The organism is Helicobacter sp. T3_23-1056 (genome assembly GCF_053654535.1).
Genome location: NZ_JBSIUU010000034.1, coordinates 1 through 21,173 on the forward strand (window position 1 = coordinate 1; position 21,173 = coordinate 21,173).

Consider the following 21,173-nt stretch of genomic DNA (forward strand, 5'->3'; position numbering starts at 1 on the left):
GGCAATACAAATTTTCACAATGACGGCATTATTCCCCCTCCCCTTGTGGAGAATTTCGCCTTTTGTCCCCCTCCCTTGCGGAGGGGGCTAGGGGGTGGGTATCTTGTCATACTTAAGCGCAAGCGAAGTATCTCAAAGAATTTATTCGTCATTGAGAGCGTTGCAACGCAACGCGTGGCAATCTATTTATTTAGTTTTTGTCAAAAGTTTGTTTTTGGCATTTTACAGCGATAGATTGCCACGATTTTGCAACTTTTTGACAAAGTCGCAAAATCTCGCAATGACGATAAAGATTCCCTCCTCCCTTGCGGATGGGGCTAAGGGGTGGGTAGATTTTGGGTTTTTTAGAGAGGGGGGCTTAAGGCTTATGAACTGATTAGGCGTAGGCTTATTTAATTTTAGATTTATGGAGGGTAATCCGTCATTGCGAGAATCTAGGCTTTTGTTAAAAAGACTAGATTCGTGGCAATCTATTTTGTTTTTATTACAGAGTGGATTGCCGCGCAAGTCTTGCGACTTGCTCGCAATGACGGCATTATTTCCCCATCCCTTGCGGAGGGGGCTAGGGGGAGGGTATCTTGTCATACTTAAGCGCAAGAGAAGTATCTCTAAAAGCGCAAATAAATAGAGATATTTCGCGCTTTGCCCTCAATATGACAAAGAAACTTCCGTCATTGCGAGCGTGGCTTATGTAACGCGTGGCAATCTATAAGTAAAAAACATTGTCATACTGAGGGTTTTAGCCCGAAGTATCCAAAAATCAATCCTAAATCATAAAACAAATGCGAAAATCCGTAAATAACCTAAATTTACAACATATACGATTTTGTAAAAAACGAAAATCATTGTAGATACTTCGGTTTTCTAGCAAAATCTTAGTATGACAAGAAACTTATGTCGTTGTAGGTAAATATTCCACTGCTGTCATTGCGAGTGGATTTTGCACAAAATCCGCGTGGCAATCTATAAATGTAATAAAAAAAATAATAAATTGTCGCATAAATCTCAATTTTATAACCCCAAAAACCACTTAAAAAAACGCCAATGCCACCACAAATGCCACTTTCAATCAAATTTTTTGCGTTTTTTTTTTTTTTTGTATTATAATCACATAATATTTTGCAAAAAATAGCAAAATATCCACACTTTTTATCGCTTGGTTTGATAAATGATTTGCAAAAAGCCACAAAAAGTGTGAATATAAAACGAATGCAAAATCAAAAAGAGCAAAAACAAAGGAGATAAAATGCAAAATCTAAAATCAAATCTAACCAAAAATCCTTGCAAACCCTCTATGCTACTTAGTTCTTTATTTGCGCTATCTTGCCTTGCTTTTGTGGATACTGCTTTAGCCGAGCCTACACAATCTGCGCAACCAACACAATCCACGCAAAATCCACAACCCCAAAGCCTGCATCATCAAAAAACATATTTACAAGAGCAATTAAAAGATTTAGAAAAAAACGAGCAATACCAAAAAGACATAGAAACTCTGCAATCTAAAATCCAATATTTAAAAGAAAAGCAAGGGCTACTCCCACAGCAAGACGCACAGCCTGCGCAAACCACCGAGCCACAACCCACACAAACGCAAGAAATGGCAGAATCTAATGACGAAAATCTAGCGCAAGTCGCTGAAAATGAGCAAAAACTACCATTTGAAATCGAGCCTATGAATAAAGAAAAAAGTGGCGCGTTTATTGGGCTAAATCTCGGTATTGCTTCATTTGGTGGGAATTTTGGCGTAAGCTATGTCGGAGACAATACAAGCGCGGGCGAATATGGAAAAAACCTGACTTTTACTCCACAAGGAGGACTTGATAATATAGGTGCTGTGGGAATCTATGGGCTTATGATAGGCTATAAACACGGCATTACAGGCGGGTTTGGCTTGCGATATTATGCGGATTTTAATTACGCATATATGCAAAAGCACAAAATCCATTCAATGAATTATGCGATAAATATCGATGGCTTGCTAAATATCGTAGAGAAAAATCATAATTTCTTTGGGTTTTTTGCAGGGGTAGGCGTAGGAGCACAAACGCATATTTGGAGTAACAAATCGCTAGAATCTATGCTAGATTACGCAGTAGCGCAAGCAGGCACGCACCCAGATTCACAAATGAATGGCAATAAGGCGAAACCAAACTATGAAACGCAAAAAAAAGATTTCAAACACAGCCCTTTTACTAGCCTAAATGTCGCGCTAAATTTTGGTATCCGTGCTAGCTTTGCCAAACACCACGATATAGAATTAGGCGTTAGATTTCGCCCATTGCGAAGCACACTCATAGACAAAAAGCTCAAAAGTCAAGTTAGCACAAACAAAACAGAAACAACAGAACTTGGGCTAAAATATGTCATCGGCTCACCCTATGATATTTTCCTCCGCTATGTGTATGTGTTTTAGGATTTTGGTATAGCTGTGTTTTCTTTGTTTTGCTTGTTTTTGTTGATATTATTCTTTGTCATACTTAGGGCTGTGTGTGAAGTATCCGTCATTGCGAGCGGATTTTATAAAATCCGCGTGGCAATCTATGATTTTGCCTAACTTTTTGGATAGCCCCATTTTGTAGATTTACTATGCTTTTTGGATTACCACGCGTTGCATTTGGAAAAAAACATTACAAAAAAAACACCATTAAAAAAACATTAAAAAACACAATGTTTGGCAATAACGACTAGTCCATTGTCAAAAAATACAAAAAAATACAAAAACCCCACAAAGAAAATCTACGCTAATGCCCCAAATGCCTACCCCACAGCGACTTTCTAATCCACGCTAATATCTAATACCCATTTCTAGTAGCTTTTCGCGCAAAAGTCGCATTTGGATATTTTTGTCAAAGCACCATTTTGGCGCGATTAGGCTATCTATGTGTGCGCCAGAGCTTACGCGCTCGATGATGACTTCGCTAGGCAAAATCATCATAGATTTTGCCACCAGCTCGACATAGCAATCCAAATCGATTGGTTCATACTTGCCCGCTTCATACATTTTTGCTAGTTTTGTGCCAGCGATGACATAAAGCGGGTGGATTTTGAGCGCGTCTATGCCCCATTGCAAAGTCGTTTTGAGAGAATCTATCATCATAGATTTATCCTCATTTGGTAGCCCATAGATTAGATGAGCGCACACTTTTATGCCTTTTTTGCGCGTGGTGTTAAAAAGCTCTTTTGCGCCTTTTGTGCTATGAGCGCGATTTATGAGATTTAGCGTGGAGTCAAACGCGCTTTGCACGCCGTATTCTAGCCAGATTTCTTTGCCCTCTTTTACATAGTCGCTCAAAATCTCTAGCGTGGCATTTTCTACGCAGTCTATGCGCGTGCCGATATTTAGCCCCACTACGCCTTCAAAGTTAAGTGCTTTGTCCCAAAGGGATTTTAGCGTGTGTGGGTGGGCGTAAGTGTTGCTAAACGATTGAAAATACACCATATATTTTTTCACGCCAAATTTGCGTTTATGAAAATCCGCGTGCCATAAAAACTGCTCTTCTAGCTGCGCTAATTGCGTGTCTAGTATGGGATTTGATTGCAAAGAAAAATTCATCGTGGGGATAGATTTTGGGGCTAAATTTTGGGGATAGATTTTGGGATTTTGGATTTTGATAAAGCTAGGCGAAAAGCTCGCATTATCGCAATAAATGCACCCGCCCCTTGCCTTGCTACCATCGATATTTGGGCAGGTAAAGCCAGACAAAGAAATAGGGATTTTCCTAACCCTCTCGCCAAATCTTTGCTTAAAATACCTGCCAATCGTGCGCAATTCGCGTAATGGCTTTTGCGTAAAATCTGCGTCTATCATTTGAGCGTTTTCCTTATAGTTTTTAAATATGGATTTTAGCGGTTTATAAAAAGTGCAAAAAAAGCAAAATGCGTGGCGTAAGTGTAGCATTATTTTGCCTAGTGTGAATATTATGGGGCAAAATCTATTGGCATTTGCATTGTTATTTTTTTGGTTATTTTTTGGCTCTCTTTAACTTAATCTCACACAAAGGAGTCTTAAGTTATGATACACACGATGAAAAACAAGTATATTATTAGTTCAAGAATTAGTGAGGCAAAAACAAGATAGATTCTTAAAGATTTTTCCACTTCGTTTACACTCGTAGCTTTGCAAGAATATTAGATATTGAATCTTCAAAAATTGCAGCAACAATTACTCAAATCTCAGAGCAAATTTTATGCAAAATCTTCAAGCAAATTAGAATCTTAATCGCAAAAGAATGTGAGAAAACTTCTAAAATGCAAGGCGAAATAGAAATTGATGAGAGCTATTTCGGAGCTAAAAGAGTGAGAGGCAAAAGAGGGCGTGGAGCAGGTAAGAAAACGCCTGTATTTTTGCTTCGCTAATACTTGCAACTACAAGCAGAAGGGGATATGCCAAACATAGATTAGCTAAATTTAAAGGAATCAAAAAAGAGAATTTTATGCTTCATCTAAAAGAGACAGAATTTAGGTAGCCATAACCAAAAATCAAGGACAAGATTTGTATAAAATTTTGTTAAAAATGATAAGAAATAATCCGCTTAAGTTAAATTGAGCCAAAAACAAATAGAGATATTTTGCTAAACGCTCAATATGGCAAAGAAAAATCCGTCATTGCGAGCAGATGCGACTTTGTTAAAAGTAGCATCTGCGTGGCAATCTATTTTACTTAGTTTTTACAAAAAGTGTTTTTTTGGCATTTTGTAGCGATAGATTGCCACGCTCGTTTCACTCGCTCGCAATGACGATTGCAGGGTGGATTGCCACGCAAAATCTAACGATTTCCTAAAAAATCACTCTGAAAAAAGCACCCTGATTGTTTTGCGTGGAAAATGAGAAATTTGCGTGCTAAATGACAAAATGCGATAAAACAAACTTAACACTTAACAAACTTAAGAAAACTTAGAAAAAATACTCTTGGCAAAAACAATCTTAACAAAATAACGCGATTTTCAATCCGCAAACCAATAACACAAAAAAACAAGTAACACAAACAAGTAACACAAAAACCGCAAACACAAACAACGCAAACAAAACAAGCAACACAAAAAAACAACACAAAATCAACTAAAATCTCAAAAATTCCAAATATACTGAAGCGTGAGAATATGTGAGCTATTTTTTGGCTCATAAAGCCCAAGTGGTAAGCCCTCTTTTGTTGTCGACTTGCCTGTATAATCACTCATAGCCACCGCAGGCGACCCCTCCACACTCCAATACTCATACACCAGCCTAAAAGAGTTGATTTTATCCTCTTTTGTCTTATAAGTAGCCCCTATAAACGCTTTTGCGCCAAACCCCTCGCTTTGTAGCACATCTAGATTCTTGCTATAATGCCATTTTGTCGAAGTGGATAAATGATTGCCCAAAATAAACGCATTTAGCCCGCCCATATAATTTAACGCCCATCTTTCACTTAGCTCTGCCTCGCCCTCAAGCCCAATGGGAATGTAAAGATAGCCTTGCAATCTATCCATACTAAGTAAATCCGTGCGGTTAAAATAATACCCCAAACCCCCTTGTAGATAAAGACTTGCGCGCTCTACCAAAAATGGCTTCAAAAAGTTATAACCTATTTTAAACTCCCCGTGATAAAAACTATTTGTCATAAAGCTAACAAGCCTTTTGCCATCTTTTGCCTCATCGCCTGTATCTAGCACTCCGCCTGTGTATTGCCCTAGCGCGATATTTGCATCTAGCAAAAAATCCACCCTAAATCCACCACTTGCCACATAGCCTATGTTTCCATAGATATTAAACAACCCAAAATCAAGATTCATCACAGGTTTGCCCTGCGTATCTATCTCACCATAATAATAATACCCCGTGCCTATCCCTAGCGACTTGTATAGCCCATTTTTTAGCAAGCTAGATTCTGCATAAGATTTTTGCCCACCAAAAGCCAAAAAGCACACCACAAAAGCGATAAAAAATCTGTGTAATATCAATATTTGTATATTATTTGCCATCTCACACCTCATTTTTAGTATCCAAATCCAAATTGCAAGCCCGCATAAATGCTATCACTCGCAGGGTAGCGCACATTCGCAGTTGCGCCTGCGTTTAGTCCATTTGTCGCAGGATTTGTCTTTATAGCGATTGTTTTATTTGCTCCCGCACTTAGATTTTGATAGGCTACATTTGCCCTCACAAAAAAGTAGGCATTTTTACCCATTTTATACCTGCCACCTAGTCCAAATTTTAGCCCATAGCCTGAAATGATAGAATCTAGCGAAGATTCATTTGAGACAATATCAACCCCGCTAAAAGTTACGCTACCCCCTGCAGCAGACACTCTAGCGATATATTCTAATGCCCACTTTTGGCTTAAAACCACTCCCCCATCTAGCTCCACAAAAAACCTTGTCAAAACCAATCCTGTGGAATAAGGCGCATAAACAGCACCTTCCACAAGCGCGTAAATCTCGCTACCGACATTGATAAATAACGGATATTTCCACGCTTTAAATATAGAAGCAAGGTTGTATCCACCTTTTGCCTCTACTCCATACTCGATAAACACCCCGCCTTTAAAACTAAGGCTACTCAAAGGCTGTGTGCTAGTCTGTGTCGCACCTATGGGATATGCACCATAAATGTTATTTGTCCCGGCGCCAAATCTCCCGCTAAATTCTAGCTTGCCATAATCCCGCCAATTCCACCCTAAGCTAGCATTTATCGACATTAGCAAACCACCTAGCCTGCTCTCCCCTGCTTTGTGGTGCAGATAGTCTGCGCCTATACTAGCACTCGCCACAAGCCCCGTGCGCTGTCCGCTTTCAAGCATTTTTTGTGCTCGCGCTGTGCTGATAAAGCCACTTGTGAAAAATAGCGCAAATATCACAAATGACGCTAGCTTTGCTAAATTTTGATAAAAAATATGGCTACATAAAATTTGCATTTTTGGATTTTGCATTGTTGCTCCTTACATTAAAGAATTACTACAAATATTGTCGTGTTTTTATGGATATGTTGCATTTTTACAAAAAAAAAAAAATGGTGTGGCAATTTTTTCAAAATCTTTTACAAAATCTACAAAAACTTACAAAATATTCCAAAATCCAAAAATTCACAAAATCGCAAAAAAATGAGAATTTGGCTAGATTTTTAACCTAAATATGCTAGCATTTTGTTACATTGATTGCTTTGCGATAGGGCTTAGATAGATTTGAAGGCGACTTTTATCTGGCAAAATCTAGCTTTGATTCTACGCATTGCGACAATAATCCAAAACAGGAGTTGTAAGATGAGACTTTCAGCATTTTCTATTATGGGCGCATTAGCTTGCGCGAGTTTGGTTAGCCATCTAGGTGCTGCACCAGCACCACAAACTACGGTAAATTGGGGCTACAAAGCACCAAAGATTTTGCCTGCAAAATGGGGCGATACGCCAGAATTTAGCGCGTGCAAAAACGGCAAATATCAATCACCCATTGATATAAAAATGGAAAATGTTTTCCAAGCAAATACCGCTAGCCCTATCAAATTTAACTACAAAGGCGATGTCCAAGAAGTGGTAAATAATGGGAAGGGTATCCAAGTGAATTTCAAAGCAGGAAGCTCTATAAAGCTAGATAAAAGCGAATACGCGCTTACCCAGCTAGCTATCCACACGCCTGCAGAGCACAAAGTAGCGGGCAAATCTTTCCCAATGGAAGCGCAACTAATCCACAAAGCAAAAGATGGGCAACAGCTCATCATTTCCGTGCTTTTTAATCAAAGCGGGGTGGAAAATCCAGCCATAGGCGAAATCCAAAAAGTGCTTCCTCAAAAAGAGGGCGACAAAGCAAATCTAGCCAAACTAGATTTAATCTCGCTTACTAAAGGGCTAGAATCGTATATGAAGTTTAACGGCTCTCTTACCACTCCTCCTTGCACAGAGGGCGTAGTATGGATAGTAAATACTTTGCCACTAGAGGCTTCAAAAGCGCAAGTAGGGGCGTTTAGCAAAGTCATCGGTGCAAACAATCGCCCACTACAAAGCGCGAATAACCGCGTAATCGTAGAGACAGGGGACTAAGCGATAGGTCTTGCTTGACATAGGCATTTGTTTGGGGGCATTTGTTGTCGCAAGTTGCGTAAATGGATTTTTTGTTTTGGAGGGGGTGTCTTTTGGATTTTGCGGGATTTACAAGATTTTGCGAAATTTTGAAGTTCTTTGCAAGATTTTGAAGGTCTTTGCAATATTTTTGAGGGATTTTGGAATCTTTTGGATAATTTTGTAGGATTTTGCAATGTTTTTCAAATTTTTTGCAGAATTTTAAGTAATGGGGATTTTTATACAAAATAAACTTCGCAAAATAAAACACTAACTTTTAACTTACCATATTTGATAATCACACAAAAACATACAATCCTAAACAGTAAGGCTAAAAATAAGCCACCCTACCCCAAACAAAAATCTTAAGCATTTCTATTTTGGGGCGTTAAAATATGCGTCCCATTTGCGATTGCGTCAAGTTGCATTTGATTCATATCAAACCAATAATGTTCGTGGTCAATATAATTTGCGATATTATCCGCATAATCCAAATCATCAAAGCCATAAATTTTAGCGTTTTTTAGATTCGCCACTTCATTCACTAGCCATTTTAAAATCGCTTTTGTTTCAGCGAATATTTCTTTGCCATTTCTGCCTTTATGGTGTGCTTGACTAAATGGAAAAAGCGCATAATAAAACCTTAAATGCGGCGGGAAAATAAGACTAAATTCTACTTGCGGATTTTGCCTAATCATTTGCAATATACTCTCTTGCAAATACGCTTTTTGCCCTTCAAAATCTAGTCGTTTTGTTTGCTCACTTTTTGGGCGAAAATCATTTTTTACATATTCATTATATTGCTTTACGGCGTTATCTTTTTGCCACTCACCCCAATTTACAAATCCGCCAAAATACTTTTTAGATGAGCGATATTCATCTTGCGTTAATGTTTCTAAATCTTTTTTATCCCCCACACATTCCTTATCTTTGCTCCATTTTCTAGCACAACGAATCAGCTTTTTATCCAAATTGAGTCATAGCGCGAAAATAGGGCTTATGAAATAGCATAAATGGGTCATAAATATAAAGCAAAATGCCAAGCAACGCGCTTATCACACACGCCACGCATAAAATACCTGCAAAGCAAACGGCGAATCTTTTGTAGTTTTTATCGTCATTGTAAGACTTGCCAACCTGTCCCCCCTCCCTTGCGGATGGCAATCCTAAATCTACCCCCTCCCTTGCGGAGGGGGTTAGGGGGTGGGTATATTTATCATTTGAAAATTTTGCGCCACTATTATTTTGCGCTTTTAACCCACCCCCTGTATCCCCCTCCGCAAGGGAGGAGGAAAGTGTGGAATTGTCCTCCGTAATGGAGGGGGAATCTTTAGATTGCTTCGTTGTGGCTTCGCCACTGCCTCGCAATGACAAAAGTAGTGGAATTATAGATTGCCACGCGGTTTGGAATCTAAAGAATCCAAACCGCTCGCAATGACGGAAATTTTGTCATATTAAGCGCATAAGCGCGAAATATCTATATCTTTGTCATATTGAGTTTTCGTAAAAAAACGAAATATCTCTATGTGTAGATTTTTGAGATACTTCGCTTTGCTTAAGTATGACAAGATGCCCCCCCCTAGCCCCCTCGTGCTAAGGGAGGGGGAAATAAAAGGTTTGCAAATCCGTAAATGGTGGCAGAAATAATGCCACAATCACAGATTTTTAGCGTTATATTGATTGTTGTGCTAGCTCTTTTTTGGCGTTTGATAGCATTAGTTTTATGCGGTTTTCTTGATTGACTTTTGTCGCGCTTGGGTCGTAGTCTATGGATATGATATTGCTTTGTGGGTTGCGCTGTTTGATTAGTTTTAGCATACCGCGTCCTACGATGTGGTTTGGCAGACAGCCAAAGGGTTGCGTGCAGATGATATTATTTACCCCTTGCTCTATTAGCTCTAGCATTTCAGCGGTGAGTAGCCAGCCCTCTCCCATATTCATTCCTTGAGAGACATAGCCATTTGCTAGAGATTTGGTATGAGAAAAGCTCGTAGGGGCTCGAAAAACTCCATTGTGCTTTATCGCTTTTATCATATCTTTTTGTCGCTTCAAAAAATACCAATACACCATTTGATAGATGATTTTTGTGCTAAATTTATCGCCATAAAATCTATTTTCTACAAGCCTATCATTGATACAATAAAGCCCAAAATCTAAAAATCCCGGGACCACCACTTCGCAGTTTTCTTCTAGTAAAAAATCTTCCAAATTATTATTTCCTAGCGGGGAAAATTTGATATAGATTTCGCCTACGATGCCAACTTTTACTTTTTTTGATGAAGCGCATTTGATACTAGCGAAATCTTGCAAAATCTCTTTCATATCGCGCTTTAAGATTTGATAATTTGTAAGCCCGCTTTTTGTCTTGCTAGCCTTAGAGGTGGCAAAATCTATGTTTGTTACGCGCTCTATCCACTTGCTTACCATTTTGTCTGTGTCGCCTTTATTTACCTCATAGGGCTTGCATTGATTTGCCACGCACATCAGCAAATCCCCATAAATCATCGCGTTTGTAAAATGTTTTAGCATTTGCCTTGTAACGCGAAATCCCTGCCCACTCTCTAGCCCGCTAAAATTTAGCGAAATCACAGGGATAGTCCCAAAACCCGCCTTTATCAGTGCTTTTCGCAAAAGATGGATATAGTTGCTAGCCCGACAGCCGCCACCTGTTTGCGTGATGAGAAGCGCGACTTTTTCTAAGTCGTATTTGCCACTTTTTAGCGCGTCTATCATTTGCCCTATGACAAGCAGGGCGGGGTAGCAAGTATCATTATGGACATTGCGCAAACCCTCATCTACAACGCCTTTGCCATCATTATGCAAAAGCTCGGCTTTATACCCGTGTAAATGCAAAATATTCACCAAAAATCGAAAATGTATAGGAAGCATCATCGGCACTAAAATCGTATGCGTTTTTTTCATCTCTTTGCTAAAAGGGACTTTGATATGTTCACGCGCATTTTTGGGGGGTTGATTTTGCAGAGATCTTGACTCGCTCCATTGCTTTATGGTGGGGAGTTTTTGCGGGAGGCTATGGCTTAAATCTTGGAATTTTTTAAGGGCGTTTTTGGGATTTGGCAGAGAATCTAGCGCAATAGAATCTAGTGAGAGAGAATCTAGCGAAATAGAATCTAGTAGGGTTTTTGGGCTTGGAAATGGATTTGCTAGATTGTTAGATATGTGTTGTTTCATTGTGGTTGCTCCTTTGCTAAAATTTTGTGAAAAAATCTGCTAAAAGTTTGCGTAAAAATCTTGGCTAGATTTTGCGTCTTGCTAGATTTGTGGATTTAGGCATTTTCTTTTGCCCTGTTTTGTTCTTTTGTCTTTGTCAAAACAGAGGGAAACGCTAAATCTGCTTTTTGGCGAAAAATGATTGATTGATTATTGAATACTTCTATTTTGTCGCTAAATGCGGGCTTTGCTAGCCAAATCTCATTTTGTGATTTTGTGCTAGATTGCTCATTTTGGCTAGATTTCGCTTGGGATTTTAGGCTAGATTTTAGGATAGTTTCTGGGCTAGGTTTTTTGATATTTTGGTTTTTGATTTCCATAGCGGCGATAAGAGAGCGGATACGAATTTTGACTGCGCCTAGGTTGCTGATTTCATCGATTTTTAGTTGCGTGTAAAATCTACCTTTTGATTCCAAAATCTCGCGCACCTCATCAGTAGTGATAGAATCAATCCCGCACCCAAAGCTAACCAACTGCACTAGCTCAATGTTTTCATTCTCGCATACAAATTGCGCGGCATTATAGAGCCTAGAGTGGTAGCTCCATTGATTTAGGATTTGCAGATTTGTGGCTTGCGCTAGATGGGCTATGGTATCTTCGCTTAGCACGACTAGCCCTAGAGAATTTATGAGTTTATCGATGCCGTGATTTATCTGCGGGTCTATGTGGTATGGGCGTCCGCAAAGAATAATAGCTTTTAGATTTTGGGTTTTTATCATTTCCAAAATCTGCTCTCCCCTAGCGCGAATATCCTCTAGCCATTCCTCGCGAAATGTATAGGCATTATCTAGAGCGGATTTTAGCTCTTTTTGATGAAAATCTTTTAGCCCTAGCATTTTAGTCGTGGTTTTTATGGTGGATTTTAGTGTGCGTTTTAGGGCGGATTTAAAGCTATTTTTAGATTCTTTTGCGTTTGCAAAATCGCTAAAAAACTCGCCAAAAAATCGGCTAGATTTTCGGTAAAAATTATCTTTTTTATGCAAACCAAAATACGGATAATAAAACCGCACTTCTTTTAGCCTATCGACATTATTTGCTAGCAATTCGGGGTAGTATGCCACCACAGGGCAATTATAGCTTTTTGTGCTAGAATCGCACTCATTTTGGCTTGCTTGAAATGCTTTGCCCATACAGGGATAAAAGATTGCCTCTACGCCTTGCTCTAGCAAATCTTCGATATGCCCGTGCATTAGCTTAGCAGGGTAGCACACGGTATCGCTAGGGATTGAGTATTGTCCTTTGGCATAAGTGCTATGAGAGCTAATGGGCGAAACCACCACTTCAAATCCTAGCTCACTAAAAAGTTTATGCCAAAATGGCAAGTTTTCATACATATTTAGCCCTAGCGGGATACCGATTTTACCTTTATAGATTTTGGGATGTTGTCGCGGATTTTCATAGAATCTATACGCGATTAAATCTTTTAGCTTATTTAGTTTGTATTCATACATATTTGGGAGGGTGCTTTGTTTTTTTATGCCTAGCGGTTTTTCACAGCGATTGCCAGAGATAAACTTGCGCCCGCCATTGCTATCGCTAAATTTATTTATCGTTAGATGACAATTATTGCCACAGATTTTGCAGTTTGTCGCACTAGCACTATGTGTGAAATGCTCCAAATCATTTTCGCTTAAAATGCTAGATTTTCCTAAATCCAAACTTTTGGCATACAAAGCCGCGCCAAATGCCCCCATAAGTCCGCTTATTTGCGGGCGAACTACATTTCGCCCTATTTCTTTTTCAAAACTTCGTAAAACCGCGTTGTTTAGAAATGTCCCCCCTTGCACGACTATTTGCTGCCCCAAATCATTAGCATCTCTAGCGCGGATTACTTTGTAAATCGCATTTTTTACCACGCTCATCGATAACCCAGCACTAATGTCCTCTATGCTTGCGCCCTCTTTTTGGGCTTCTTTTACCGAGCTATTCATAAACACCGTGCAGCGCGATCCAAGCTCTACGGGGTGTTTTGATGTTAGCCCAAGAGATGCAAAATCGCTCACGCCATATCCCATAGAGCGCGCAAAAGTCTCTATGAAACTCCCACAGCCACTTGAGCAGGCTTCATTTAGCATTATGCTATCGATTGTGCCATTGCGGATATAAAAGCATTTCATATCTTGCCCGCCAATGTCAATGATAAAATCTACTTTTGGGTTAAAAAATTGCGCTGCTTGCAAATGTGCCATCGTCTCTACTATGCCCGCATCTAGATTAAAACCAGATTTTATCAGCTCTTCTCCATAGCCTGTAACCGCACTCCCCCTGATACAAATCTGCGCTCCATAATGCCTATAAATATGCTTTAATTGCGTGCAAATCACGCTTGCAGGGTTGCCCTCATTGGAGTTGTAATATTGATAAAGTATGTTGCAAGATTTATCTAGCAAAATGATTTTAGTCGTGGTGCTACCACAATCTATGCCAAGATAGCATTCTATGGGCGAGTGATTATTTGCTATAAACGCTTTGTCAATGTCAAGGATTTTTAGGCTAGCTTTGTCGTGCCTAGCGATAAATTTATCTAGCTCATTTTGATTTTCAAAAAGTGGTTTTAGATATTTGTTGCGCGAAGTGGTGCTTTTTGATTGTTCGAGTTTGTCTAGTAGATTTTGGCAAGTAAATGTTTTTTCTACCTCCATAGCGCACCTAGCTACGCCTATGCTTACGGCGTATTGGGCAAAGCTAGGGAAAACCGCGCTAAAAGGTTTTATAAAATCATTACTAAAATCTTGCGTAAAATCTTTTTTTGGATTTTGCGTAGAATCGCTTTTTGCTTTTTTTGTATGTTTTGTAGAAAACGCCTTAGAATCTGTTTGAAAAGAATCAATTTTTGATTCCTGCCCCAATTTTTGTGAATTTTGTGAATATTTTTTGCAATCTTTTTCATACTGCTCTTGCAAGGTTTTGGCAAATCGCTCCTGCAAACCTTTGTAAAAAAATAATGGTCCCCCTAAAAATAGCACTTTGCCCCCGATTTTGCGCCCCTGCGCTAGTCCGCCTATGGTTTGATTTACCACCGCTTGAAATATGCTAGCAGCAATGTCTGCCTTTTTTACGCCTTGATTTAGCAGGGGCTGGACATCGGTTTTGGCAAACACGCCACAGCGACTTGCCACAGGATAGATTTTGCTAGATTGCAATGAAATCTCATCAAATTCTTGCGGGCTTATGGCAAGCAGGGTTACCATCTGGTCGATAAAAGCACCTGTCCCACCCGCACAAGAGCCATTCATTCGCTCCTCACTCCCCCCGCTTAGAAATAAGATTTTGGCATCTTCGCCCCCTAGCTCGATAACCGCATCTGTATCTGGCTCTAAAAACTTCACCGCTTGCGCGGTGGCAAATACTTCTTGGATAAAATCTATGCCAACTGCTTTGGCTATGCCAAATCCAGCCGAGCCACTTAGGGCTACTTTTAGCTCCCTCTCCCCTATGATTTGGCGCAGGCTATGTATGATTTCTATGGCTTTTTGTCGCACTTTTGAGTAGTGTCGCTCATATTTTTGGGCGATGATTTTATCTCTGTCTAAAAGAGTGATTTTTGCCGTAGTCGAGCCTATATCTATGCCTAAAAATAATGGTGGCAATGGCACATTAGCATTGGATTTTATAAAGTTTTTTAAAATCGTAGAATCATTATTGGGTTTTGCAAAATCTAGTGTTTCTAGCTTGCTAGAATCGCTACTTGCTAAATGCAAGTGTTTTTGCCCCTTTTGTAGCATTTTTCTTACTCCTAAATTTAAGATTTTGCAAAAAAAGTTTTGTAGCAGGTTTGGGATTTTAGTTTTTGCGCATTTTATTTTCGCATTTTTGTTTGTAGATAGCTTTGAATAATCGGCAAAGACAAGGCGACATTGTAGCAAAATCACGCAAAATCGTGCGCAAAAATCACATAAGATTTTTTGCAATTTTTGCAATTTATATAGCCATATTTTTAACGACATTGAAAAAACGCCCAAAAATACCAAAAATCTAAAAGCCTTTGTTTTTGTCTTGTCTTTTGTTTTGTATAATCACAAAATCTAATCAACAAATAAGCAATTATCTAACAAAAAATACACGCACACAAAAGGACAAAAAATGGAAGGACAGCTTGTCGCGCTAGCCATCGAGACTTATAAAATCACACTTCTTATCTCCCTGCCAATCCTTGCCACAGGACTTATAATCGGGCTTTTAATCAGCATCTTTCAAGCCACCACGCAAATCAATGAAATGACGCTATCTTTTGTCCCTAAAATCTTAGGCGTTATCGCTGTGATTGTGCTTACGATGCCGTGGATGCTAAATATGCTAAGCGATTACACGACAAATATTATTAAGCTAATCCCTAAATTTATCGGCTAGATTTGCCATAGATTGTCCCCCCACGCACAAGCCAAAATCCACAAAATGTATCTAAAACTCATTGATTTTGCTCGCTACACAAGCCTAAAAATCGGCTCTATCCTGCCCGTGTGGGTGCTAGAAAAAAATGATGAAAAATATTTTTACGCCCTAGAATCTAGCAAAGTGTGGGATAGGCTTAATGATTGCAAATTTGCACACGATTTTATGCAAGGTGCAGAATGCAGGATAAATTTGCTAGATTTGGCGACAATTTTAATGCAAGAAACGCAAACAACGCAGGCAAAAAAACCTAGCAAAAAGCCCTATACCTGCATAGGCAATGGCTATAACTTGCTCATATCTACAAATGCTAAAAACTTAGTCTTGCTATCAAGCGAGTTTGATTATATTGCAAAATCTAACGAGTCTAAAAACACCATCGAAGTGGGCGCAAAAACGAGTTCATCTAGCCTTTTTAGATTTTGCAAAGAGCATAATTTGGGGGGGTTGGAGTTTTTGAGTGCATTGCCCGGAAGTGTAGGCGGGCTAGTCAAAATGAACGCAGGAATGAAGCAATATGAGATAAAAGACACGCTCATAGAGGTCTGCATAAATGGGGAGTGGAGGCGGGATTTTGCCCTAGAATATCGCGCAAGCAATATAGATGGCATAATCAGTGCGGCTAGATTTTCTCTAAAAAATAGCTTTGATTCTGCCCTTTTGGCACAATTTAAGCAAATGCGAAAATCTCACCCAAAAGAGCCAAGCTGTGGGAGTTGCTTTAAAAATCCTAGCGGGGATTATGCGGGGAGGCTAATAGAAGCTGTGGGGCTAAAAGGCGTAGTCAAAAATGGGATAGGATTTAGCGATATTCACGCAAATTTTTTGGTAAATCTATCCGCAAAAGATTGCAAAATAGATGACGCAAAAAATGCTTTTTTAGCAGATGATTTTGTGGGAAAAAACCACAATAAAAAAAGCGATTTTGCAAAGCCAAATCGCGCTAGTTTTGAAGACGCTATGGAGATGATAGAGCGCGCCAAACGCCTTGTAAAACAACAATTTGACATTACACTAACCCCCGAAGTGCAAATTATTAAATAATTATCATATTTTTTGCAAGATTTAGATTTCACAAAAAAAAAATTTTACAAAATCTTATTAAGGACTTTGTCATTGCAAACTTTTTGTTGCTTTATCAAAAAATGCAAAAGTCGTGGCAATCTATATTTTTGTCATACTGATTTTTTGTCATACTAGACAAAATCAAAACATTTATTTTTCTTATAAAAACGCTATTTTTGGATTTCGCTTATGATTAGTTCTTGGATAGTATATTTGCATTTTTTAGTATTTTTTTATTGCAAGATTTGATTTTAGTATCTCACGATTAGACATTGTAGCGAAGTTTATTTTGACATTTTTAGTGTGTTTGCCAAATATTTTATTTTTTAACTCCATTAGAAAAAAGAGTAATAAATCTGCTTTGATAGAATCTAACAATGACAAAAATAAATTTCTTGTTAAAATATTTGCCATTACAATATTATCATCATTTATTCAACTCCCAATTTGCATATTTCTATGCTCTGTTATATTAGCATTGGTATTGTAGATACGCCAATCAAAAAGCAAATAACTTATCGTTTCAATTTTGTGTCATTGATTTTTATTTGTCTTTTAGATTCGCGCGATTTGCATTGCCACAAATCTGTCATCACAGATTCTCACAATGACGGGGTGGGCACGATTGTTTTGATTTGCTATGTGAATCTTGCAATAAATTAAGACTTAAGACAACTTAATCAGTTTATTTTTATCACTTTTGTGCCAAGATTTTATACAAATCTTGTTTTTGTATTTGAGTGTTATATCTAAAATGAAATTTCTTTTAGATGAAGCATAAATTCTCTTTTTTGATTTCTTTGAATTTAGCAAGTCTATGTTTTGGCATAACCCCTTCTGCTTGCAGTTACAATCGTAAGCGCAATAAAAACACAAGTGTTTTTGCCTGCTACTCTACCTATTTTTGCCTATTTTTTCCACTCACTTTGCGCCCAAAATCTATATCAAAAATGTTGCTCTCATCTATTTCAATTTCGCCTTGCATTTTAGATATTTTTTCACATTCTTTTGCGATTAAAATTCTAATTTGCTTAAAGATTTTATTTACGCTTTGGCTAAAATGCTACTTGATATATTGCAAAGTCTTTCAGCTAATGTCAAAGAGCATATTGCTATCAATACAAAATCCCTGCAAAATAACATAGATGAACAATATTCACTTGAAGCGGATAATGCTACTTTGGATTTGCAACGGAATTATGATTTACAAGCTGGTAATATAATTAACCTCCAAATAAACGATACTACCATAAATGCCACAAGCGATAAAATCACATTTAAAGCAGGTGGTGTGGAAGTCATCATAGATTCTAGCGGACTTGTGGTAAAAGGTGGAGAGATAAAAAGTGAGTAAGAATAAACACGATATTTTTCTTTTTGGTGGGTTTCCTTATAAAAATGGAAGTTTGGATACGCAAAAAATGAGGCTATATGGCATTGTGCTAAACGCTACACAAATCTGTGCTGCTATCAACATTTTACTTGGTTTTGTGATTTTAGAGATTTATTTTAGGCAAAATGCTATGCTTGCAAATTTTTATGATATTGTATTTTGTGTGGGCTTATGCTTTTTTGCTATATTTTGCGTGATATTTATTTTGCTATTTTTTCATTTTTGTAGTTTTAGAGAGCGAAAACAAATCAAACAAAATCTAATCTTACTTACCCCTTTTTGTAGCGACAAAAAAACAAAAATATTGCGATTTATTCATATATTTTGTATATTGTTTGTTTGCGTGGTATTTGGACTTTTAAGTGTTTTATATATTGGATTTTTGGTTGTTTGTGCGTTGCTTTTAGCTACACCACGCATAAAATCTGTATATGCGCAAAATAAAGAGCTTTTTGCGGAATTTTGTATTTTATTTGGTGCTATCTATATTGGTTTGTATCGCATAAAAAATGATGAAAGTTTATATTGTTGCGAATATATATTTTCACAATCAATAATCCCTATAAAAACACAACAAATCGTGCGCTGTGAGCGCAAAAATAATCATATCATTAAACGCAGAGTTTTTGGGTTTTTAAAAGATATAGATTCTAGTGTGCTGATAGATTTTCTAAATAAAAGGGCGATTTTACAGGATAAAACAAATAAAGCACAAAATACCAAAATTTGCGAAAAGGAAACAAATTTCGCACGGAAATAACTTGATGGAATTAAAAAATGGGTAAAAACATAAAAAGTGCTAACAAATCCGAGTTAGATTCACAAGGCGAGATTGTATTTGAAATAAAACATAATCTTATTTGGTGGAATTATTGTGGGTTGATTTTTTGTATTTTGATTGGTGTTATTATGATGTTTTCTGCAACAAATGCAATAAATGACTATGATAAGTTGAGTGAAAAAATTGTGGCATTGTGCTTTTTGTTGTGCGGTATTTTTTTGATTTGTTTGCCGTTAAAAGATATATTTTATCAAACTAAAAATAGATTTTATATTACAGATAAAGGTATATGTTTTGAGCGTAGAAATTGGTTTAAAATACAAAAAAGATTTTTTATATTTGGGGAAATTGGTGTAACGATAAGTTCATCAAGTTCTCTAAACATTTTCTCATCTACTTATTTTTTTTATATTTTTCCACTAGGGCATAAAGGGGTTGATTTTAAAAATATATACTTCTTTTCTATATCTTCTTGGAATAAAACATATTTATCCCCAAAAATATACAATGAAATCACAGAACAATCCTTTTTGTATGACTTTTTAGTGCAAAAAACCAAAGAATCTTTAATATCCAAAGACATAGATATAGATTCATTGCCATATGATTTAGAAAATCAATTTAGGTTTGTTTAGGGGAATAACAATGTCAAAAGAACATAATTTACAAACCATAGGCTTAAAACTTAGCTTGCCTAATGACAATTTTTGGGAGAGTTGAATAGTGAGTGAGTATATAAAAAGTGCCAACAAATCCGAGTTAGATTCACAAAGAGAGATTGTATTTGAAATGAATAGTAGGCTTTGTTGTTGGGATTGGATAATATATCATTTATTTTTATTATTTAGTTGTTTGATTGTATATCTCGCAATTTTTCTTTTTTTAGAGGGCAAAGATATAATGCTTGTTATGTTTTGGTTTTTGATTGGAATTGTTGGGATAGTTATGTATTGCGCTCCGATATATCATCTCAACAATAGAATTTATATCACAGAGCAGGGCATAGGTTTTGAGAAGCGACATTATTTTAGAATGCAAAAGAAATTTTTTAGGTTTGGAGAAATTGGATTGTGTATAAATGCTTTGTATGATATGCCTCGTTTTACGATAACTTCTAGATTAAACTACATTTTTTATGATATAAATATTGAAATGAAACCAATGCTATTTGGCTATATAAGAGATAAAAATTATAGACACTATATATTTTGCAAAATCTATACAAAAATAGATATTGATAATATCAAAAATATGCTTGCCATTATTCGCAAAAAGACGGAGCAATCTCTACAAACGCAAGGCATAAATATAAGCAATAATGAGCTAAAATCAACATTTAGATATTTAGAGCGTGAGGATATATAAATGCAAACAATCGATTCTAGCCCACTAATTGAAGTAAAATCCCAAATAGGCATACTACGCAAAATCGCGCTTATTATTTCTGCGGCGTTTAGTTACATTGTGGTATATAGCGTTATTCAAGTTTTGTTTGAATTGGATATTTTTGAAGCAATCAAACAAGAATGGGGGACGATATTGATTTTCCCATTTATGCTATTGTTTGCATTTGGAGTTTATTTTTGCATAAGGGAACTTATAGTTGGCAATAAACGCAAAATCACACTTTATGATAACTACTTCATCATAATAACAAATAAATTTTTATTCACAAAAACAATAAAGCTAACTTATGGGGATTATGGGGTTAAAATTGGCAGTAATTTTAGGCTTCCATTTCCATTGTATGTTATTATGTTTTTTGATATAAACAAGCAAAATCCTAAATGGAGCGATATGAAAATAAAGTGTGTAGTGCATTGCCCTATATTTAGCATAAAATTTGATGAGAATATAGAGAATTTTTTAGAAATATTTGAAGTAAAAACCAAAGAATCTTTGACTTCTAAAGGGATAGACATAGATTCATTACCATATAATTTAGAAACTCAATTTAGGTTTGTATAAAGGAAACTAAAATGCCCAAAAAACATAATTCACAAAAACAATGTGAGAATTTTAAAAAAGTGAGTAAAAAACATAACTTTGATTTTTTGTTACTAAATAGTTTTGGCACAAAAAATGAACGATTTATAAATAATATTATAAATATTTTGCTAAAAGAAGGTGCAGCCCTTGTTGGTTCTTTGGGCATCATACATAGTCTGCAGTTTGCTTTTCCAACTATTATTTTAAATATTTTAAACTTTTGTTTTTGGCTAATTTGTGTGATTTTTATCTATGTAAATGTGATATTTTTTATAAATGGACATAGCAAAAAG

The 21,173-nt window shown here is 37.1% G+C and carries 21 protein-coding genes and 3 pseudogenes; 14 read left to right on the plus strand and 10 right to left on the minus strand.

What is annotated here, in order from left to right; translation table 11 throughout:
• The coding region (locus ACWIUO_RS12225; protein ID WP_454178169.1) for a hypothetical protein at positions 1–234 on the plus strand (234 nt) is incomplete at its 5' end.
• On the opposite strand, the gene ACWIUO_RS12230 is transcribed toward ACWIUO_RS12225, so the two are convergent.
• Positions 223–585, minus strand: a complete 363-nt coding sequence (locus tag ACWIUO_RS12230; protein WP_454178170.1) for a hypothetical protein — start codon at positions 583–585, stop codon at positions 223–225. The two genes, ACWIUO_RS12225 and ACWIUO_RS12230, sit on opposite strands and share 12 nt — an antisense overlap.
• 290 nt (positions 586–875) lie before the next feature.
• On the minus strand, positions 876–1,073 hold the full coding sequence (locus ACWIUO_RS12235; protein ID WP_454178171.1) for a hypothetical protein: 198 nt from the start codon (positions 1,071–1,073) through the stop codon (positions 876–878).
• A gap of 173 nt (positions 1,074–1,246) precedes the next feature.
• On the opposite strand from ACWIUO_RS12235, the gene ACWIUO_RS12240 reads away from it, so the two are divergent.
• Positions 1,247–2,413, plus strand: coding sequence for an outer membrane beta-barrel protein (locus tag ACWIUO_RS12240; RefSeq protein ID WP_454178172.1), 1,167 nt, complete (start codon positions 1,247–1,249; stop codon positions 2,411–2,413).
• Positions 2,414–2,785: 372 nt separating this feature from the next.
• On the opposite strand, the gene ACWIUO_RS12245 is transcribed toward ACWIUO_RS12240, so the two are convergent.
• Positions 2,786–3,808, minus strand: a complete 1,023-nt coding sequence (locus ACWIUO_RS12245) for a TIGR01212 family radical SAM protein (protein WP_454178188.1) — start codon at positions 3,806–3,808, stop codon at positions 2,786–2,788.
• A 270-nt stretch (positions 3,809–4,078) separates the two neighbouring features.
• Between ACWIUO_RS12245 and ACWIUO_RS12250 the strand changes: the two are divergent.
• Together ACWIUO_RS12250 and ACWIUO_RS12255 are read left to right on the plus strand one after the other, a co-directional pair.
• Positions 4,079–4,344: pseudogene (locus tag ACWIUO_RS12250) on the plus strand (hypothetical protein); the annotation flags it as partial.
• Positions 4,345–4,379: 35 nt separating this feature from the next.
• Positions 4,380–4,546 (plus strand): annotated as a pseudogene (locus ACWIUO_RS12255) (IS1595 family transposase); the annotation flags it as partial.
• Between the two features lie 520 nt (positions 4,547–5,066).
• On the opposite strand, the gene ACWIUO_RS12260 reads toward ACWIUO_RS12255, so the two are convergent.
• Both ACWIUO_RS12260 and ACWIUO_RS12265 read right to left on the minus strand, forming a co-directional pair.
• Positions 5,067–5,960 (minus strand): hypothetical protein, encoded by an 894-nt coding sequence (locus ACWIUO_RS12260; RefSeq protein WP_454178173.1) that lies wholly within the window; start codon positions 5,958–5,960, stop codon positions 5,067–5,069.
• A 14-nt stretch (positions 5,961–5,974) separates the two neighbouring features.
• Entirely contained in the window at positions 5,975–6,907 is a 933-nt protein-coding gene (locus tag ACWIUO_RS12265; RefSeq protein ID WP_454178174.1) for a hypothetical protein, read from the minus strand.
• 330 nt (positions 6,908–7,237) lie between these two features.
• On the opposite strand from ACWIUO_RS12265, the gene ACWIUO_RS12270 reads away from it, so the two are divergent.
• Positions 7,238–8,011 carry a carbonic anhydrase gene (locus tag ACWIUO_RS12270; RefSeq protein ID WP_454178175.1) on the plus strand — a complete coding sequence of 258 codons (774 nt, stop codon included), beginning with the start codon at positions 7,238–7,240 and terminating at the stop codon, positions 8,009–8,011.
• Positions 8,012–8,394: 383 nt separating this feature from the next.
• On the opposite strand, the gene ACWIUO_RS12275 is transcribed toward ACWIUO_RS12270, so the two are convergent.
• The 4 genes from ACWIUO_RS12275 to ACWIUO_RS12290 form a co-directional block, all read right to left on the minus strand.
• The gene (locus ACWIUO_RS12275) at positions 8,395–9,000 is read right to left on the minus strand and encodes a hypothetical protein (RefSeq protein ID WP_454178176.1); all 606 of its coding nucleotides are present in this window, start codon (positions 8,998–9,000) and stop codon (positions 8,395–8,397) included.
• Positions 8,993–9,403 carry a hypothetical protein gene (locus ACWIUO_RS12280; protein ID WP_454178177.1) on the minus strand — a complete coding sequence of 137 codons (411 nt, stop codon included), beginning with the start codon at positions 9,401–9,403 and terminating at the stop codon, positions 8,993–8,995. The genes ACWIUO_RS12275 and ACWIUO_RS12280 overlap by 8 nt, the downstream gene beginning before the upstream one ends.
• Positions 9,404–9,700: 297 nt before the next feature.
• Positions 9,701–11,221: a 2-hydroxyglutaryl-CoA dehydratase gene (locus tag ACWIUO_RS12285; RefSeq protein WP_454178178.1), complete on the minus strand. Its 1,521-nt coding sequence runs from the start codon at positions 11,219–11,221 to the stop codon at positions 9,701–9,703.
• A 95-nt stretch (positions 11,222–11,316) separates the two neighbouring features.
• Positions 11,317–14,985: an acyl-CoA dehydratase activase gene (locus ACWIUO_RS12290; protein ID WP_454178179.1), complete on the minus strand. Its 3,669-nt coding sequence runs from the start codon at positions 14,983–14,985 to the stop codon at positions 11,317–11,319.
• Positions 14,986–15,343: 358 nt separating this feature from the next.
• Here ACWIUO_RS12290 and fliQ point away from each other — a divergent pair, with 358 nt between their 5' ends.
• The 3 genes from fliQ (at position 15,344) to ACWIUO_RS12305 (ending at position 17,380) form a co-directional block, all read left to right on the plus strand.
• Positions 15,344–15,610 carry a flagellar biosynthesis protein FliQ gene (fliQ, locus tag ACWIUO_RS12295; protein ID WP_454178180.1) on the plus strand — a complete coding sequence of 89 codons (267 nt, stop codon included), beginning with the start codon at positions 15,344–15,346 and terminating at the stop codon, positions 15,608–15,610.
• A gap of 45 nt (positions 15,611–15,655) precedes the next feature.
• Complete coding sequence (gene murB / locus ACWIUO_RS12300) at positions 15,656–16,696, plus strand: UDP-N-acetylmuramate dehydrogenase (protein WP_454178181.1); 1,041 nt, start codon at positions 15,656–15,658, stop codon at positions 16,694–16,696.
• A gap of 480 nt (positions 16,697–17,176) precedes the next feature.
• Entirely contained in the window at positions 17,177–17,380 is a 204-nt protein-coding gene (locus ACWIUO_RS12305; RefSeq protein ID WP_454178182.1) for a hypothetical protein, read from the plus strand.
• A gap of 31 nt (positions 17,381–17,411) precedes the next feature.
• Here ACWIUO_RS12305 and ACWIUO_RS12310 read toward each other — a convergent pair.
• Positions 17,412–17,768 (minus strand): annotated as a pseudogene (locus ACWIUO_RS12310) (hypothetical protein); the annotation flags it as partial.
• Between the two features lie 9 nt (positions 17,769–17,777).
• On the opposite strand from ACWIUO_RS12310, the gene ACWIUO_RS12315 reads away from it, so the two are divergent.
• From ACWIUO_RS12315 to ACWIUO_RS12340, 6 genes are all read left to right on the plus strand, one after another.
• Positions 17,778–18,071, plus strand: coding sequence for a hypothetical protein (locus ACWIUO_RS12315; protein WP_454178189.1), 294 nt, complete (start codon positions 17,778–17,780; stop codon positions 18,069–18,071).
• Positions 18,064–18,870, plus strand: a complete 807-nt coding sequence (locus ACWIUO_RS12320) for a hypothetical protein (protein ID WP_454178183.1) — start codon at positions 18,064–18,066, stop codon at positions 18,868–18,870. Before ACWIUO_RS12315 ends, ACWIUO_RS12320 begins: the two co-directional genes overlap by 8 nt.
• A 17-nt stretch (positions 18,871–18,887) precedes the next feature.
• The gene (locus tag ACWIUO_RS12325) at positions 18,888–19,526 is read left to right on the plus strand and encodes a hypothetical protein (protein WP_454178184.1); all 639 of its coding nucleotides are present in this window, start codon (positions 18,888–18,890) and stop codon (positions 19,524–19,526) included.
• 88 nt (positions 19,527–19,614) lie between these two features.
• Positions 19,615–20,256 carry a hypothetical protein gene (locus ACWIUO_RS12330; RefSeq protein WP_454178185.1) on the plus strand — a complete coding sequence of 214 codons (642 nt, stop codon included), beginning with the start codon at positions 19,615–19,617 and terminating at the stop codon, positions 20,254–20,256.
• A complete protein-coding gene (locus ACWIUO_RS12335) occupies positions 20,257–20,859 on the plus strand; it encodes a hypothetical protein (protein WP_454178186.1) in 603 nt (200 codons plus the stop codon).
• An 11-nt stretch (positions 20,860–20,870) separates the two neighbouring features.
• Positions 20,871–21,173 (plus strand): hypothetical protein (locus ACWIUO_RS12340; RefSeq protein WP_454178187.1); only part of this gene is annotated, 303 nt, incomplete at its 3' end.